The sequence below is a fragment of the Kitasatospora sp. NPDC086801 genome, assembly GCF_044745805.1.
Taxonomy (GTDB): Bacteria; Actinomycetota; Actinomycetes; order Streptomycetales; family Streptomycetaceae; genus Kitasatospora.
On record NZ_JBIVAX010000063.1, the window covers coordinates 1 to 14,598 of the forward strand.

A 14,598-nucleotide genomic window follows, 5' to 3' on the forward strand; every position below is an offset into this window, starting at 1 on the left:
CTGGACGGTCGTAATGCTTCGTTGGGGGGCGGGGTGCGGCGGGCGTTGGGGCGTGAGCCGCGGGACTTCGCCGACTTCGCCCGCGAGGCCGCCGCCTCGGGCGTGTGGAACGTGTGATCCCGCTCGCCGGGGGCGGTCACAACAGGCCGCCCCCGGACGGGCATTGGTCGTGTATCCGGACATAACAGTGGAGGTTTGGCCATGTCGGACGGCAAGCGGGTCTGGTCGAGTGAGCAGGGCGTGGGCGCACTGCCCGGGCACATCCGGGGCTTCGGGCTGATGCACGTGGCGATGCGCCGGGACGCCGCGCGGCTGAGCGCGGCCGCCGCCCGGGGTTCGTCCGCGGGCGGCTGGGGCCCCTCGGCGGCGCTGGCGGACTGGTTCGGCCGGCTGCGGGCCGTCATCGACTGGCACCACCACAGCGAGGACGAGATCCTCTGGCCCTTCCTGCGCGAGCGGGTGGCCGGCTTCGACGGCGGCGGGATCCTGGAGCAGGACCACGAAGCGCTCGACCGGACGATGCGCCGGGTGGCGGAGGTGCTCTCCGCCCGCCGGAGCGCCGAACTGCCCGAGGCCGCACAAGGGTTCGAGAACCTGATCCGTGAGCACCTGGGGCACGAGGAGCCGGTGGTGTTCCCGGCGATCGCGGGCCTGCCGGTGGACGAGTACCTGCGGGTGGAACGGCGGATCATCCAGAGCGCGCCGGGGCAGGTCATGACGTACCTGCAGCCGTGGATGTTCGACGGCGCGGACGCGGCGTCCGTGCGGGCCGTGTCGGCCACCATCCCGGCCCCGGTGCGGCTGCTCGGCCGTACGGTGCTGGAGCGCCGGTACCGGCGCACCCTGACCCCGGTCCTGTGACCGCTCCTTCGACCCTGTGAGCCGGTCGCCCGGTCCGCTCGTCCCTGTCGGCGCCCCCTCCGGCACTCGGACCGGCACTTGCGGGTGGCGCAAGTGCCGTGGTGCATAACGGGGTTCCGGTTGTCGCGGTTCCGTTGCGGGTGGCACCGCACGGTGGGCGGTGTCGTTCGTTCCGCTGTTCGCCGGCGCCGCGTCCCGCGGGCCGGGAGAGTGAAAAGGGGTCCTGTGATGCGTTCGGATCAGACGTCGGCACCGATGTCGTACGCGGTTCCGTCGGCCATCGGCGGTGTGCGGCCGGGGAGTTCGCCGCACGGCGGAGCCGCCGGGCAGGGTCGTGCCGCCGGGCCGGTCCTGGCGGCGGCGACCATCGCGATGGGCCTGATGGCGGGCCTGTTCTTCGCCTTCGACGTGTCGGTGATGCCGGGCCTCGCGGCCGGGGACGACCGGACGTACGTGACGGCGATGCAGAACATCAACAAGTCGATCGAGAACGGGATGTTCGGCCTGGTCTTCGTCGGCGCCTTCGCGGCCACCGGCATCGCGGCCTGGCTTCAGCACAAGGCCGGCCGGCGCCAGGCGGCGCTGTGGGCGGCCGCGGCGACGGTGCTGTACGTGGTGGCCCTGATGGTCACCATGGGCGTCAACATCCCGCTCAACAACGAGCTGGCGGCCGCCGGTGACCCGTCCCAGATCCACGACCTTGCGGGCGTGCGCGCCAAGTTCGAGGGCACCTGGGGGGCCGCCAACATGCTCCGCACGCTGCTCTGCACGGCGGGCCTGGCGGCCCTGAGCCGCTCCCTGTTCCTGCACGGCCGGTTCAGCCGCCCGGGCCGCTGAACGGCCCGGGCCGCGCGCCGGAGGGCCGCGTGGCCGTGGGAATGCCCGTCCGCCTCGTGCGGGCGGGCGTTCGTGCGTTCCGGGGCCTGCCGGGCCCGCCCCCCAGGCCCGGCAGCGGGGCGCCGAGTGCGCTGGGGCGTGCGCCGGTGCGCCGGGTGGGTGCTGTCGGCCAAGTCGCCCGGGGCGTCCTGGACTTGGCGTTCCGGGGGCTATGGGTGGAGCATGGGCGGGCCCGGTCGTTGCAGCGCGCTTGCGCCGCTGCCGGGCCGTACGAGTGGTCGGCGTTTTCGGAGTGCTGGGGAGGGGGCGGGGTCTGTGGTGGCGGTGGTACGTCCGTACCTGATCCGGGGGAGAGCGGTTCCCCTGGCCAGATATCTGGCGGAGGAGGACATCGAGGGTCTGGTGGCGTGCTCGTGCATCGGGAACGAGGTCACGATCGACCTCGTGGACACCCGGATCCTGGTGACCCTGGCCGACGTGGCCGGGGCGGTGCGGCTGAACTTCGACATGGTCCAGGACGGCCCGGCCAAGGCGCGTTCCTGGTCACGGCGCCTGCCGGGTGACGCGGGGCCGGGCGAACTCGCGGCGCGGATAGCCGTGGACGTGCGGACGCTGGCCCGCGAACTGGCTCCGCTGCGGCGCAACCCCCCGAGCAGGCCGGGGGAGGGCAGGCGGTAGGCGCGGACGGCGGGCCCCGGGTCCGGCAGCACCGCGCTGCCCGACCCGGGGCCCGCCGGCGCGGTGCGGCCGCCGGGATTCGCGGAAACGCCCTGATGCACCGTCAAGAGGTCGGGATCATCCGGCCCGCGCCGCCGCCCGGCACGCCGGCTGGACGGGCCCTACGGCGTCACCAGCCAGGACAGGCTCCCGGTCAGGTGCTCGCGCAGCGCCGGGTCGGCCACCGCCGGAGTGGGGTCGGTGGCGACGGCCGTGAGCAGGTGCGGCAGGGAGCGGGGGCCGCTCGGGCGGAGGGTGGCCAGGTCGGGAGCGGTGTGCCCGCGCAGGCCGGGCAGCTCGCGCCCGTCCAGGTACCAGCGCAGCCGGGTGCCCGGGACGGGCAGGTCGACGGTGAGGCGGTCGGCGGCGGTGAGCCAGGTGTCGGTGGAGACGGGGCTGGTCAGCGGGGTGGCGTGGCGGTAGAAGCCGGCGATCATGGCCTCCCGCCCTGGCAGGTTGAACTCCCGCCCGAGCGAGCGCATGATCGAGTTCTCGGTCGGCCGGTACAGCCCCGTCGGGTAGTAGCCGCCGCCCTCGTACGCGCCGACCGTCCCGCCGTCGGGCGACGTCTGGCCGAGCCAGCGGGACCACTTGGTGCCCCGCGCGCGCATCCGGTCGGCGGTCAGCGTACTGATGTTGGCCTCGGTCGGCTCCGCGCCCTGGTAGGCGCCCTGGCCGTCGTACGCGTACTCGTCGGCGAGCTTGCCCAGCGAGTGCCCGGTCTCGTGCACCGCGATCTGCCCGGACTTCGCGTTGCCGCCCGCCACGGTGGCGATGCCCTCGTAGCCGAGCGGGGACTTCACGTCGTTGTAGCCCGCGCCGCCGTACTTGGCGCTGTTGGCCACCACGATCACCAGGTCCGCCTGCGGGGCCTTGGCCGCGTAGCCCTCGACCGCCTTCTCGTCCACGCAGAGCAGCCGCTCCACGCCGTCGCACCAGAAGTACGAGCCCAGCGCGGTGTGCCGGGCGGTCGTCTGGTCCGGATCCCCGGAGACGCCCGACTCGGGCGAAACGGCCGACACCGCCCAGACGTTGAACAGGTTGCGATAGGTGGCGTACGGCTCGACGGCGGTGATCTCGTGCCACTTCTCGGCCGCGTCGGTGCGGAACTTGTCCTGTTCCTGCGCCGCGTAGCCGTCCCCGATCACCACCACGTCGAGCTTGGTGGCCGGATCACCGTTGCGCACCAGCGCGGTGACGTCGCCGTCGCCCTGGAGCGGGGCCACGCCCTGGGTGTGGGGGGCGGCCGTGTGCGGGGAGGCGGCGGGGACGCGGGTGCGGGAGATGCCGCCGTCCTCGCCGAACACCTCGACCGGGAGCCGGCCGTCCTCCGGGGCGGCTCCGGGGGCGGTGCCCGGCGTGGTTCCGGCCGCCGCGGAGGGCGGGGCCCCGGGTGCGGCGAGCGCGGGGGCGCCGCCGAGGAGGGCCGCGGCCAGGGCGGCGGTGAGGAGGGTTGCGGCGGTCCTGGTCCTGGTCCCGGTCCTGCGGCTCCTGGTACTGCTGGGCATGGGCGGCCTCCCCGGTGGTGGCGTGAGCGGGAGGTGGCAGCCTATTTGCCATGTTGAGAACCTGACAACCTTTTGGGGATCGCCACGGGTCCGCTACTCCGTGGACGTCCCGGCGACGACGGAGACCGCGAGCAGCCAGGCCAGGACGGCCAGGGTCAGGGTCGCGGCCAGTGGCCAGTCCATCAGGAGGAGCATGGCGGCGCCCACGAGCGTGGTGGCCGCCACGGGCACGGACATCCCGGCCGGGACCCACCAGGATCCCAGGTTCGGCCCGAGCAGGCCGCCCGCGATCAGACCCGTCCCCGCGCCGATCAGCAGCGCCAGCTTCAGGATGGCCAGCCACAGGGTGTGCGGATTGCGGGCCCGGTGCCCGTGGTAGTCGACCTCGACCACCTGCCCCCGCCAGACCGTCAGGTTCACGACGGTGTCGGTCCCCACGTCCTCGTAGAACGCCTCCCCGACGTTGTAGGTGTCCGTCGGAGCCTTCTCGCGGGCCACGGTCAGGGAGTACGAGGTCGAGTCGCCGTCCCGCTCCGCCGCCGTCCTCGTCACCCGCCCGCTCTCCCGCAGCGTGCAGTCCGCCCCCGGCTTGATCGCCGGAGCGCCGCAGACCGGGGCGCCGCGATACGCCCACCCCTCGTGGTAAGCGTCGACGAACCGCGCGAACCCGAGGCCGACCGCGGACAGGCCGAGCAGCAGGAGCAGGGTCTGCGCCATCCTGCGCAGCGTCAGGGCGGCCGCCCGACCACGCCTCCGGGCGTCCTGCGGGCCCGGCGGTGAGGACTCGTCGAACAGCGCCATCGGCCTCCCCCTCGTCCGGACCTCGGTCGCCCTGCGGGGCGGCCCGGACTTGGATGATGCCAGGGCCGCGTTCGGGGCGGGAGGAACTCGTCACCGCTGTAACGGACTTGTGCCCTGCGGTGGCGCGGTGGCGCGGTGGCGCGGTGGCTTGGGGGTGCGGCAGTTCGGTGGCGCGGCGGCCCTGCCGGTCGGGCGCCAACGCGCCCGAGGTGTGGCGGAGTCGTGGAGATATCGCGGTCGCCGACTGGCGTGCGGCCGGTCGGGTAGGCGCAATGGCACGCCCGTCGGCCCACCCGGGGCCGACGCGTCACCAGAGGAGGAGGCCGATCCGGTGCCGATGTCCACTGTGCGCCCCGTGCCCGTCACGTTCCCCGACAGCCCGCTGCCCGACGTCACGGTGGACGCGGAACTCCGGTTCGACCCGGCCCTTCCGTACGCGGCCTGTCTGGCGTTCCCGTCGGCGCCGTGCGGTGGCGACTGTGAAGGACTCGGGCTGTGCTGGTACTTCAGCCGCGAGCTGCTGAACGAGGGCCGGCACGCGCAGGTCGGCCACGGCGACGTCAGCGTCGGGCCGGGGCCCGAGGGTGAGGTCCGCATCACCCTGCGGAGCCCCTCCGGCGGGGCGGTGCTCAGCGCCCCGGAGGAGGCCGTCACGGCCTTCCTCGCGGACTCCTTCGCCCTGGTCCCCGTCGGGCGGGAGTCCGACCACCTCGACCTCGACGCCGAACTCGCCCGGCTCCGTGACACCGACTGAAGCGCCGTCACCCGGCTGCACCGGCACCGGAACCACCAAGTGGCTGGTCACCGTGAGCTGTTCGGACGGCTCCAGCCGCGTCGTGGGCCCGTCCGCCCCCTGCCCCGGACCGGCTCGCGGTCACACGTCCCAGGTGACCAGGAGGCTCTTCACCCCGTAGATGTCCGCGGTCTCCGGCCGCAGGCTGACCTCCTCCGCCGGTACGGCCAGGCGCAGCGTGGGGAAGCGGTTGATCAGCGCGGTGATCGCGACGCTCAGCTCGACGCGGGCCAGCTGCTGGCCCAGGCACTGGTGGACGCCGTGGCCGAAGGCCAGGTGGCCGCCGTACTGCCGCCGGAAGTCGAGCGCGTGGGGATCGGCGAAGCGCTCGGGGTCACGGTTGGCGGTGTTGTACGACAGGATGACCGTCGTGCCGGCCTTGATGGTCTGGCCGCCCAACTCGACGTCCTCCAGCGTCGTCCGCATGAACGACTTGGCGACGCTCAGATACCGCAGCAGTTCCTCGACGGCCCGGCCGGTGAGCGTGGGATCGGCGCGCAGGTCGGCCAGCTGCGCCGGGTTCTGCAGCAGCGCGAAGGTGCCCAGCGCCAGGATGTTCGCGGTGGTGTCGAGCCCGGCCGCCAGCAGGATCAGGCTGACGCCCTTCAGCTCCTCGTCGGTGAGGTCGCTGTCGGTGAGGTCGCTGAGCACGTCGTCGGTGGGGTTCGCGCGCTTGGCGACCACCAGCTCCGCGAGGTACTGCTGGGTCGCGGTGTAGGCCGCGATCAGCTCCTCGTCGCTCGTCTCCCCGTTGAGGAACGAGTCGATCTGCTCCTGGAAGGAGCCGCGATCCTCGTACGGCACCCCCAGCAGCTCGCAGATCACGATGGCGGGGATGGGCTTGGCGAACGCGGTCACCAGGTCCGCCGACGGCCCGGCCGCCTCCATGGCGTCCAGGCACTCGGTGGTGATCTGCTCGATGCGCTCGGCGAGCAGTCGCATCCGCCGGACGGTGAACTTGCCCACCAGAGGCTTCCGGTAGCGCCCGTGCTGAGGCTCGTCCATGAGGAGGAACTCGCCGGGCGGCGCCGGCGGGACCTCGAAGTCGCCCACGTTGATGAGCTCCTTGCGCGCGCTGAACCGGGGGTCGGCCAGGACCGACCTGACCAGCTCGTACCCGGTGATCAGCCAGCCGGGCTTCCCGCCGGGGTGGGTGTAGCGGCTGATCGGGCCGTGCCGGCGGGCGTCGATCAGCTCGGCCGGCGGGTCGAAGGGGCAGCCGGGCGGGCGCGACGTCGGCAGCGCGGTGACGGTGTGGACGGATTCACCCATGACCGTTCCTCATTTCGCGGAAATGCGTGTTCGGGACTACTCGAAAGCTACGTTGCGTTCAGCATGGTCGCAATCGACCGCTGGAGTTTCCCCAGGTAAATAACGGTAAATTGATGCAATGACGCTGAAGTCGAATGCAATGCCGCATTGCAATGAATGAATGCGAAGGCAATACTGGCGGCATGCCAGGAGGACGACTGACCCAGCAGGACCGTCACCGCGTCGCGGCCGGACTCGCCGACGGGCTCTCCTACGCCGAGATCGCCAGACGGCTCGACCGGCCGACCTCGACGATCAGCCGGGAGATCGGACGCAACGGCGGCCCCAGCGGCTACCGGCCCGAACAGGCGCACCGGGCGACGGTCCAGCGTGCGCGGCGCGGCACCCCGGCAGCACCACCCGCGGCCGGACCTCCGGGCAGCCCGACGGGAGAGGTGATCATCGAGATGGCGGTCAGGACGGGGCTGCCGAGGATGACGGCGCGCGTCCACGTCGACCTGCTGCTGTCCGAGGACGGCAGGCGGACCGCAGCCGAGCTGACCCGCAGGCTGAACGTCAGCGCGGCCTCCGTCTCCGTGGCCGTGAACTACCTGGTCCAGCACGGATACGTCCGGCGCGAGCGCGATCCGCAGCGGCGTCGCGACGTCTACGTGGTCGACGACGAGGCCTGGTACCACTCGATCATGATCGGCTCGCGGGAGACGCTCGGGACGGCGCGGATCGCGATGACGGCCGCGGCGGAGTTCGGGCCCGGCAGCCCCGTGGGGCAGCGGCTGGCCAGGGGCGGGACGTTCCTGGAACGCGTCATCCGGGACATGATGGAGTCCGCCGACCGTTGGCGTCACCTCCTGACGTGACCTCCTGACGTGACCTCGTCGCGCGACCTCGTGGTGTTGCGTCAACTCGCCGTCCCCACAGGCTAGGTGCCCGTCCAGTGTCCGGCCTGGTCCGGCGAGGGGGAGTGGCGGCCCGGCCGACTCGGCGCCGGGGTAGGTTTCCGGACATGACGACCACCGACCCGCTGAGCCCGGTCTCCCGTACGGCCCTGTCCGTCGCGCTGGTGCGCGCCTACGAGAGCTCCCGCCCCGAACCGCTCTTCACCGACCCCTACGCCGCCGCCTTCGTTACCGCCTCCGGCATGCCGATGCCCACCTCAGGACCGGCGAGCGGCCTCGCCAAAGGCCTGGTGGTCCACGGCATCCTGCGCACCCGCTTCTACGACGACCGCCTGCTCGCCGCCGGCGCGGACCAGGTCGTCCTGCTCGCGGCAGGCCTGGACGCCCGCGCCTACCGGCTCGACTGGCCGGCCGGCACCCGCCTCTTCGAACTCGACCTCGCGCCCGTCCTGACCTTCAAACAGCAGGTCCTGGACGAACTCGGCGCCTACCCGGCCGGCGAACGCACCATGCTGCCCGGCGACCTGCTGGACCCGGACTGGCCGCGCCGCCTCGTCGAAGCCGGCCTCGACCCGGAGCGGCCCACCGCCTGGCTGGCCGAAGGACTGCTGGTCTACCTCACCGCCGACCAGGCGGCCGGCCTGCTCACCGCCGTCGGCACCCTCTCCGCCCCGGGCAGCCGACTGCTGCTCGAAAAGGGCCGGGACGTGACCAGCACCCCGCAGGACCCGGCCCTCGCCCACATCACCGACCTGTGGCAGGGCGGCCTCGGCCCCCAGACCCACGAGTGGCTCGACGCCCACGGCTGGAACACCCGGCTCACCCTGCTCGACGAGGTCGCCGCCGCGTACGGCCGCCCCTTCCCGCCCGGCTCGGGCCCGAGCACCACCGGCTTCATCGAAGCGGTGCGCACCGGCGACAACGGCCGGGTCAGCCCTGCCCGTTGAGGACGAAGGGCCAGGTGGGGCAGACGGGGCAGACGGGGCAGGCGGCGGCGTCGGCGATGAGCGTGAGCGTGTGTGCCAGTGCCATGGGCCGGGCCACTTGCTGGTCGGGTGGTCCCTCTGACCGATCCGTCGACTGTCCCCTCGGTGCTGCGGTGTTGCGGTGTTGCGGTGTTGCGCGCTCAGCCGGTCGTGGTCCCGTGCGGGATGGTGAGGGCGGTGAGGAGGACGGCATCGGTGCTGGTCCAGCGGCCGTGGCAGCGGCCGGGCAGGTGGGGGTGGTGGGCGGTGAAGGTGCGGTCGGGGTGGAGGCGCACGGAGATGCCGGCCAGCCCGGTCCAGCGTCGGGTGAGCGGGTAGCAGGCCTTGTAGGTGGCCTCCTTGGCGCTGAAGAGCAGCCGGTCCCAAGGGACTTGGCCGTGAGGTAGCCGGCCGATCCGGTGACGCTCGTCCTCGGAGGCGGTGAGGGCGAGGACCCCGTCGGGGAGCGGCAGAGCAGGCTCGGCGTCGATGCCGAGCGAGATGACATCGGCCGCGTGCGCCGCAGCGCAAGCGGTGTAACCGTCGCAGTGGGTGATGCTCCCGACGGTCCCCGACGGCCACTCGGGGGCCCCGCCCGGCCCCGGGAGCAGCGGGACCGGAGGGTGGCCGAGCTGGGCGAGAGCACGACGGGCGAGCGTCCGGGCGGCGGTGAACTGCCGCTGCCTGCGGGGCGATCGGCCACTGATGTGGGCGCGCTCCGCAGGAAGGAGCGCGCCCTGGGGCGGCGGCCCGAAGGCCTCGGTGCAGTGGACAGTTGGCGGCAGGAGCCTGCCCAGCTCGGTGGTGAGGGAGCTGGTGGTCACCGCTGCGATGTGAGTGTGAGCTGGTGGATCTGGCGGGCGAGTTGGTGAGGGGCTTCGAGCGGGAGGATGTGGCCGGCGTCGTCGAGGGTGTCGACGGTGGTGTTGGGGAGGTGGGTTTGGAGGGTGCGGATGTGGGTCTGGCCGACAGAGGTGTCGTGGGTGCCACGAAGGATCGTGGTGGGGGTGGTGATGTTCCGGAGGTGGGGGGTGTGGTCCATGGTGCTGGTAGAGGCGAAGGTGGTGAGACGGGTGTGGGGGTTGGTGTTGGCGAAGAGACGGCGGTTGGTCTCCTGGGTGTGAGCGGGGGTGTTGGGGTGGAGGGTCTTCTTGAGGAGCTGGCGGCCGAGCCGGGGGCTCTTGAGGGCGCGCTGGAAGGCCTTCGTCTTCATGATGCGGAGTTCGCCCGGAGGGGTCTGCTGGTCGTCGGCGGCGCTGGCGGCGAGGAGGAGGCCGACGAGGCGCTCGGGCGCGGTGCGGGGGGCGTCGGCGTAGAGCTGGGTGGCGTAGGCGAGCGCGGCGTAACCGCCGCCTGAGTGGCCGGCGATGACGACGGGGCGGTGAGGGGCGAGGGCGTCGGCGACGGTGGCGAGGTCATGCCCGAGTTGCTGGATGGTGAGGGCCTTGTCGCCAAGGGTGCTGGTGCCGTGGCCGCGCTGGTCGTAGGCGACGACGGTGTGGCCCTGGGCGGCCAGCAGCCGGGCCGTGGCGTGCCAGACGGTGTGGGTGGCGCCCCAGCCGTGGGCGAGGACGATCAGGGGCGTGCTGGTGGGGGTGGTGTCGTGGGGGTCGATGTGGGCGGGGTGGTGGATGGCGACGGTGAGGCGGGCGTCGTCGGGGGTGGTGGTGGTGAGGTCGGTGATGGTGATGTCAGTGGTGGTGGTCACGAGGTGCTCCTGCCTGTGTCTGTGTTGGTGTTGGTGAGGTGGGTGTTGAGGTGGGTGAGGGCGTTGTGGGTGGCTTTGGTGTGTTGGTTGGGGATGGTGTTTTTGGGGAGGAGTTTGGGCCAGCCGTGGGGGGTGGTGGTGAAGGTGATGGTGAGTTTGGTGTGTTGGTTGTTGTGGGTGGGGGTGAGGGTGTAGGTGGTGGTGCCGGTGAAGTGGCCGGTGTGGGTGGTGGTGAGGGTGTGGTGGGGGGTGATGTGGGTGGTGGTGGCGGTGAAGTGGATTTTGGGTCCGGGTTTGGTGTGGCCGTTGGGGTGGATGGTGATGTGGGTGGTGCCGCCGGGGTGTTCGGGGGTGGTGGTGTCGGGTTGGAAGGTGTTGTGGGGGGTCCACCAGGTGGCGGCGCCGTTGAGTTCGGCGATGAGGTGGTGCCAGACCTGGTGGGTGGGGGCGTGGATGACGGCTTCGTTGATGAGGTCGTAGGTGTGCATGGTGTGGGGTTCCTTTCTTTTTCGTGTCCGGGTTTCCGTGTCCGGGTTGTGTGGGGGGGTGTCCGGGGGTTTCTGTATTGCGGGTTTGTTGTGTCGGGGTTTCTGTGTCCGGGGTTTGTTGTGTCGGGGTTTGCCGTGCTCGGGTTGTGTGTGGGGGGGTGTGTCCGGGGGTTTCTGTGTTCCGGGTTTCTGTGTCCGGGTTGTGTTCGGGGGTTTTCGTGTCCGGGTTGTGTGTGGGTTGTTGGGGGTGGGGTGGGGTGGGTTGTTGGTGGTGGGGGTTTTTCTGTCTGTCTGTTTTTTCTTGTTTTTGTTGTTTGTTGTTGTTGTGGTTGTGTTGTTAGGGGAAGATGTTTTGGCCGGGGGTGAGGGTGTGGGTGGGGTCGTATTTGTTTTTGGTGTTGGTGAGGTTGTTCCATTGGGGGCCGTAGTGGTTTTTCCAGTCGGTGGGGGTCATGTGGGGGATGGCGCCGACGAGGTAGCGTTTGGCGCCGAGGGTGGTGGCGTGGTCGTAGAGGGTGCGGTTGTGGGTGAGTTGGGTGGTGGGGTTGGTGTTGGGGTGGGGGAAGGTGAGGAGGTCGAAGAGGTAGGTGGTGGGTTCGTTGGGGGTGATGGTGTTGGGGTGGGTGATTTTGTTGGTGGGGAAGGGGTAGAAGAGGAGGAGGCCTTGGCCGAGGGTTTCGGGGGTGAGGAGGGGGGTGGCGTAGGTGATGAAGTTGGCGGCTTGGGTGGCGGGGAGGAAGAGGCTGAGCCAGGGTTTGGGTTGGTTCCAGTAGCCGAGGTTTTTGAGGTTTTGGGTCCAGGTGTCGGCGCGGTGGGTGTATTGGCGGTAGGTCTGGTCGGTGGTGGTGGTTTGGCCGGGGTTGGGGTTGAGTCCGGTGAGGAGGGGGGTGGGGTTGGGGGGTGTGGTGCCGTTGTAGTAGGTGGCGGTTTCTATTTTGTATTGGGGGGTGGTGTTGGTTTGGGGGATGATTTCGCCGATTTGGGTGTGGAAGCGGCCGTCGTTGAGGATGGTTTGTTGGTCGGTGAGGTAGGTGGTGAGGTTGTTGTAGTAGAGGTTGAAGACGAGGGCGCGTTGGGGGGCGGGGATGAGTTTGATGGTGGTGCGGATGATGATGCCGAATTGTCCGGCGCCGGCGAGGGCGGCGTGGAAGAGGTCGGGGTTTTTGGTGGGGGTGGCGGTGAGGAGGTGGCCGGTGCCGGTGATGATGTCGATGGATTCGACGGTGTCGGCTTGGAGGCCGTGTTTTTGGACGGTGTTGCCGATGCCGCCGATGCTGATGGTGCCGCCGATGGAGAGGTGGAGGTAGTCGGTGAGGCAGGGTGGGGTGAGGCCTTGGTCGAGGGTGGCGTCGGTGAGTTGGGCCCAGGTGACGCCGGCGTCGACGGTGGCGTTGGTGGGGGTGATGGTGTGGATGCGGTTGAGGGTGCGGGCGTCGATGCTGATGCCGCCGGCGGGGGAGGCCTGGCCGTAGTTGGAGTGTGATTCGAGGTCGTTGTCGGTGCCGCTGCGGCCGTTCATGGCGACTTTGAGGCCGTTGCGGCGGGCGTAGTTGATGATTTTGATGATGTCTTGGTCGGAGCCGGGTTTGAGGACGGCGTGGGGGGTGTTGGTGGTGAGGCGGCCGAAGTCGTGGCTGAATTCGGTGAGGGTGGTGGTGTCGGTGGTGAGGGTGCCGTCGAGGGTGGGGACGGGGGAGAGGCGGCCGTGGGTGGTGGGGGTGTTGGTGGTGGCCCAGGTGCGGGTGGTGGTGTTGAAGCCGGTGATGAGGGCGGCGGTGGCGGTGGTGGTGAGGAGGGTGCGCCTGGTGAGGTTGGGGTTGGGCATGGGGGTCCTGTTCGGGTAGGGGTGGGTGTTCGGGTGGTGTGTGTCTGTTTGTGGTGTGGGTGTCTGATGGTGTGATGTTCTGGGGTTGGCGGCCGGGTGGGCGGCCTGGTGGTGGTTAGTGTGAGGGTGGGTGGGTGGGTCCTTGAGGTGGTGGGGGCTGTGTGGGTGTTCGGTTGTCGGTTGTGTGTCCGGTTCTGGTGTCCGGTGGGGTGTTTTGGGGGTGTGGGGCGGCCGGGCGGCGGGGTCCGTGGGTGGGCGGGTGCCGCCCGGCCGTGTTGGGTGTGCCTGTGTGGTTGTGCCCGTGTGCCCGTGTGCCTGTGTGTTCGGGGGGTCTGGCTTCTGTGTGGGTTGGGGGTCGGGGGGTTAGGGGGTGGTGTGGGTGACGGTGGCGCGTTGGTAGTTGGGGAGGTCGAAGCGGCGGGTCTGGCGGCGGAAGCGGTAGGTGTAGGTGGGCCAGATGGAGGGGTTGTTGCCGTGGTGGTCGGTGTACCAGCTGTGGCAGCCGCCGGTGTTCCAGACGGTGTTCTTCAGGCGGCCGGTGAGGGTCTGGTTGTAGGTGTGTTGGGCTTCGGGGCGGACTTCGACGGAGGTGATGCCGTGGTTGTCGATGGTTTTGAGGGCGTCGATGATGTAGGCGATCTGGGCTTCGATCATGACGGTCTGTGAGGAGTGGCCGAGGGTGGTGTTGGGTCCCAGGAGCATGAAGAGGTTGGGGAAGCCGTGGATGGTGGTGCCGCGGTGGGCTTTCATGCCGTGGGTGTGCCAGGTGTCGCGCAGGGTGGCTCCGTCGCGGCCGTGGATGCGGCGGGCGATGGGGCGGTCGGTGGCGGTGAAGCCGGTGGCGAGGATGATGGTGTCGATGGTGCGGGTGGTGCCGTCGGCGGTGGTGATGTGGGTGGGGCCGATGTCGGTGATGGTGTCGGCGATGATGTCGACGTTGGGTTGCTGGATGGCGGGGTACCAGGTGTTGGAGAAGAGGAGGCGTTTGCAGCCGACGGTGTAGTCGGGGGTGAGGCGTTGGCGCAGGTCGGGGTCGGGGACGGATTTCTTGAGGTGGCCGGCGGCCATGTTCTTCATGCCGGTGGTGCGGCCTGGGCGGGACATGAAGAACGCGACGATTTCGCGGCCGTTCTTGTTGAAGGCGCGGCGGAAGCGCTGGTAGCCGGGGAGGTGGCGCAGCATCCAGGTGTGGCGCGGGGTGTTGGGCTTGTCGGGTTTGTGGGCGATCCAGGGGGGTGTGCGCTGGTAGAGGTCGAGGTGGGCGACCTGGTTCTGGATGGCGGGGACGAACTGGATGGCGGAGGCGCCGGTGCCGATGACGGCGACGTTGCGGCCGGTGAGGTCGTGGTCGTGGCGCCAGCGGGCGGAGTGGAAGAGGGTGCCGGTGAAGGTGGCCAGGCCCGGCAGGTCGGGGATGGCGGGTTCGGAGAGGTAGCCGGTGCCGGTGATGAGGATCTGCGCGGTGTAGTGGCCGTGGGTGGTGTGGATGCGCCAGTGGCGGTGGTCGGTGTCCCAGTGGGCGTCGAGGAGTTCGTGGCCGTAGCGCAGGTGGGGTTCGACGCCGAAGCGGTGGGCGGTGTCCTTGAGGTAGGTGTGGACTTCGGCCTGGGTGGCGAAGGTGGATTTCCACTCGGGGTTGCGGGCGAAGGAGAAGGAGTAGAGGTGGGCCTGGACGTCGCAGGCGCAGCCGGGGTAGGTGTTGTCGCGCCAGGTGCCGCCGAGGTCGGTGGCGCGTTCGAAGACGAGGAAGTCGTCGGTGCCGGTCTGCAGGAGGCGGATGGCGGTGCCCAGGCCGGAGATGCCGGCGCCGATGATGGCGACTTTGAGGTGGCGTACGGCGGTGGTGTCGGGGTGGGTGGTGGCGTCGTGGGGGTGGGGCTGGTCGGCGCCGGAGGGGGTGGGGGGAACGGCGGTGGTGGTCATGGCC

14 protein-coding genes and 1 pseudogene are annotated in these 14,598 nt (G+C 70.5%); 7 read left to right on the top strand and 8 right to left on the bottom strand.

Annotation, left to right across the window (positions count from 1 at the left end; translation table 11 throughout):
• The 4 genes and pseudogenes from ACIPLC_RS36190 to ACIPLC_RS36205 form a co-directional block, all read left to right on the top strand.
• A pseudogene (locus tag ACIPLC_RS36190) lies at positions 1-117 on the top strand (NmrA family transcriptional regulator); the annotation flags it as partial.
• A gap of 84 nt (positions 118-201) precedes the next feature.
• Positions 202-861, top strand: coding sequence for a hemerythrin domain-containing protein (locus ACIPLC_RS36195; RefSeq protein WP_400477305.1), 660 nt, complete (start codon positions 202-204; stop codon positions 859-861).
• 228 nt (positions 862-1,089) lie between these two features.
• Complete coding sequence (locus tag ACIPLC_RS36200; protein ID WP_400477306.1) at positions 1,090-1,698, top strand: DUF1772 domain-containing protein; 609 nt, start codon at positions 1,090-1,092, stop codon at positions 1,696-1,698.
• A gap of 318 nt (positions 1,699-2,016) precedes the next feature.
• Positions 2,017-2,376 (top strand): hypothetical protein, encoded by a 360-nt coding sequence (locus ACIPLC_RS36205; RefSeq protein ID WP_400477307.1) that lies wholly within the window; start codon positions 2,017-2,019, stop codon positions 2,374-2,376.
• Between the two features lie 161 nt (positions 2,377-2,537).
• Here the strand turns inward: ACIPLC_RS36205 and ACIPLC_RS36210 are convergent, their stop codons facing one another.
• A complete protein-coding gene (locus ACIPLC_RS36210; RefSeq protein WP_400477308.1) occupies positions 2,538-3,923 on the bottom strand; it encodes a M64 family metallopeptidase in 1,386 nt (461 codons plus the stop codon).
• A 93-nt stretch (positions 3,924-4,016) separates the two neighbouring features.
• Positions 4,017-4,724 carry a hypothetical protein gene (locus ACIPLC_RS36215; protein ID WP_400477309.1) on the bottom strand — a complete coding sequence of 236 codons (708 nt, stop codon included), beginning with the start codon at positions 4,722-4,724 and terminating at the stop codon, positions 4,017-4,019.
• Between the two features lie 355 nt (positions 4,725-5,079).
• Here ACIPLC_RS36215 and ACIPLC_RS36220 point away from each other — a divergent pair, with 355 nt between their 5' ends.
• A complete protein-coding gene (locus tag ACIPLC_RS36220) occupies positions 5,080-5,478 on the top strand; it encodes an SsgA family sporulation/cell division regulator (protein ID WP_400477310.1) in 399 nt (132 codons plus the stop codon).
• Between the two features lie 120 nt (positions 5,479-5,598).
• Here ACIPLC_RS36220 and ACIPLC_RS36225 read toward each other — a convergent pair whose 3' ends face one another.
• Positions 5,599-6,789 carry a cytochrome P450 gene (locus tag ACIPLC_RS36225; protein WP_400477311.1) on the bottom strand — a complete coding sequence of 397 codons (1,191 nt, stop codon included), beginning with the start codon at positions 6,787-6,789 and terminating at the stop codon, positions 5,599-5,601.
• A gap of 182 nt (positions 6,790-6,971) precedes the next feature.
• On the opposite strand from ACIPLC_RS36225, the gene ACIPLC_RS36230 reads away from it, so the two are divergent.
• Both ACIPLC_RS36230 and ACIPLC_RS36235 read left to right on the top strand, forming a co-directional pair.
• A complete protein-coding gene (locus ACIPLC_RS36230; protein ID WP_400477312.1) occupies positions 6,972-7,646 on the top strand; it encodes a helix-turn-helix domain-containing protein in 675 nt (224 codons plus the stop codon).
• A gap of 146 nt (positions 7,647-7,792) precedes the next feature.
• Positions 7,793-8,632: an SAM-dependent methyltransferase gene (locus ACIPLC_RS36235; RefSeq protein ID WP_400477313.1), complete on the top strand. Its 840-nt coding sequence runs from the start codon at positions 7,793-7,795 to the stop codon at positions 8,630-8,632.
• A gap of 179 nt (positions 8,633-8,811) precedes the next feature.
• On the opposite strand, the gene ACIPLC_RS36240 is transcribed toward ACIPLC_RS36235, so the two are convergent.
• From ACIPLC_RS36240 to ACIPLC_RS36260, 5 genes are all read right to left on the bottom strand, one after another.
• The gene (locus ACIPLC_RS36240) at positions 8,812-9,474 is read right to left on the bottom strand and encodes a 4'-phosphopantetheinyl transferase (RefSeq protein WP_400477314.1); all 663 of its coding nucleotides are present in this window, start codon (positions 9,472-9,474) and stop codon (positions 8,812-8,814) included.
• Positions 9,471-10,358, bottom strand: a complete 888-nt coding sequence (locus ACIPLC_RS36245; RefSeq protein WP_400477315.1) for an alpha/beta fold hydrolase — start codon at positions 10,356-10,358, stop codon at positions 9,471-9,473. Before ACIPLC_RS36245 ends, ACIPLC_RS36240 begins: the two co-directional genes overlap by 4 nt.
• Positions 10,355-10,846 carry an SRPBCC family protein gene (locus ACIPLC_RS36250; RefSeq protein WP_400477316.1) on the bottom strand — a complete coding sequence of 164 codons (492 nt, stop codon included), beginning with the start codon at positions 10,844-10,846 and terminating at the stop codon, positions 10,355-10,357. The genes ACIPLC_RS36245 and ACIPLC_RS36250 overlap by 4 nt, the downstream gene beginning before the upstream one ends.
• A gap of 337 nt (positions 10,847-11,183) precedes the next feature.
• Positions 11,184-12,671, bottom strand: a complete 1,488-nt coding sequence (locus ACIPLC_RS36255) for an FAD-binding protein (RefSeq protein ID WP_400477317.1) — start codon at positions 12,669-12,671, stop codon at positions 11,184-11,186.
• Positions 12,672-13,034: 363 nt separating this feature from the next.
• Complete coding sequence (locus tag ACIPLC_RS36260) at positions 13,035-14,594, bottom strand: flavin-containing monooxygenase (protein WP_400477318.1); 1,560 nt, start codon at positions 14,592-14,594, stop codon at positions 13,035-13,037.
• Positions 14,595-14,598: the final 4 nt, after the last annotated feature.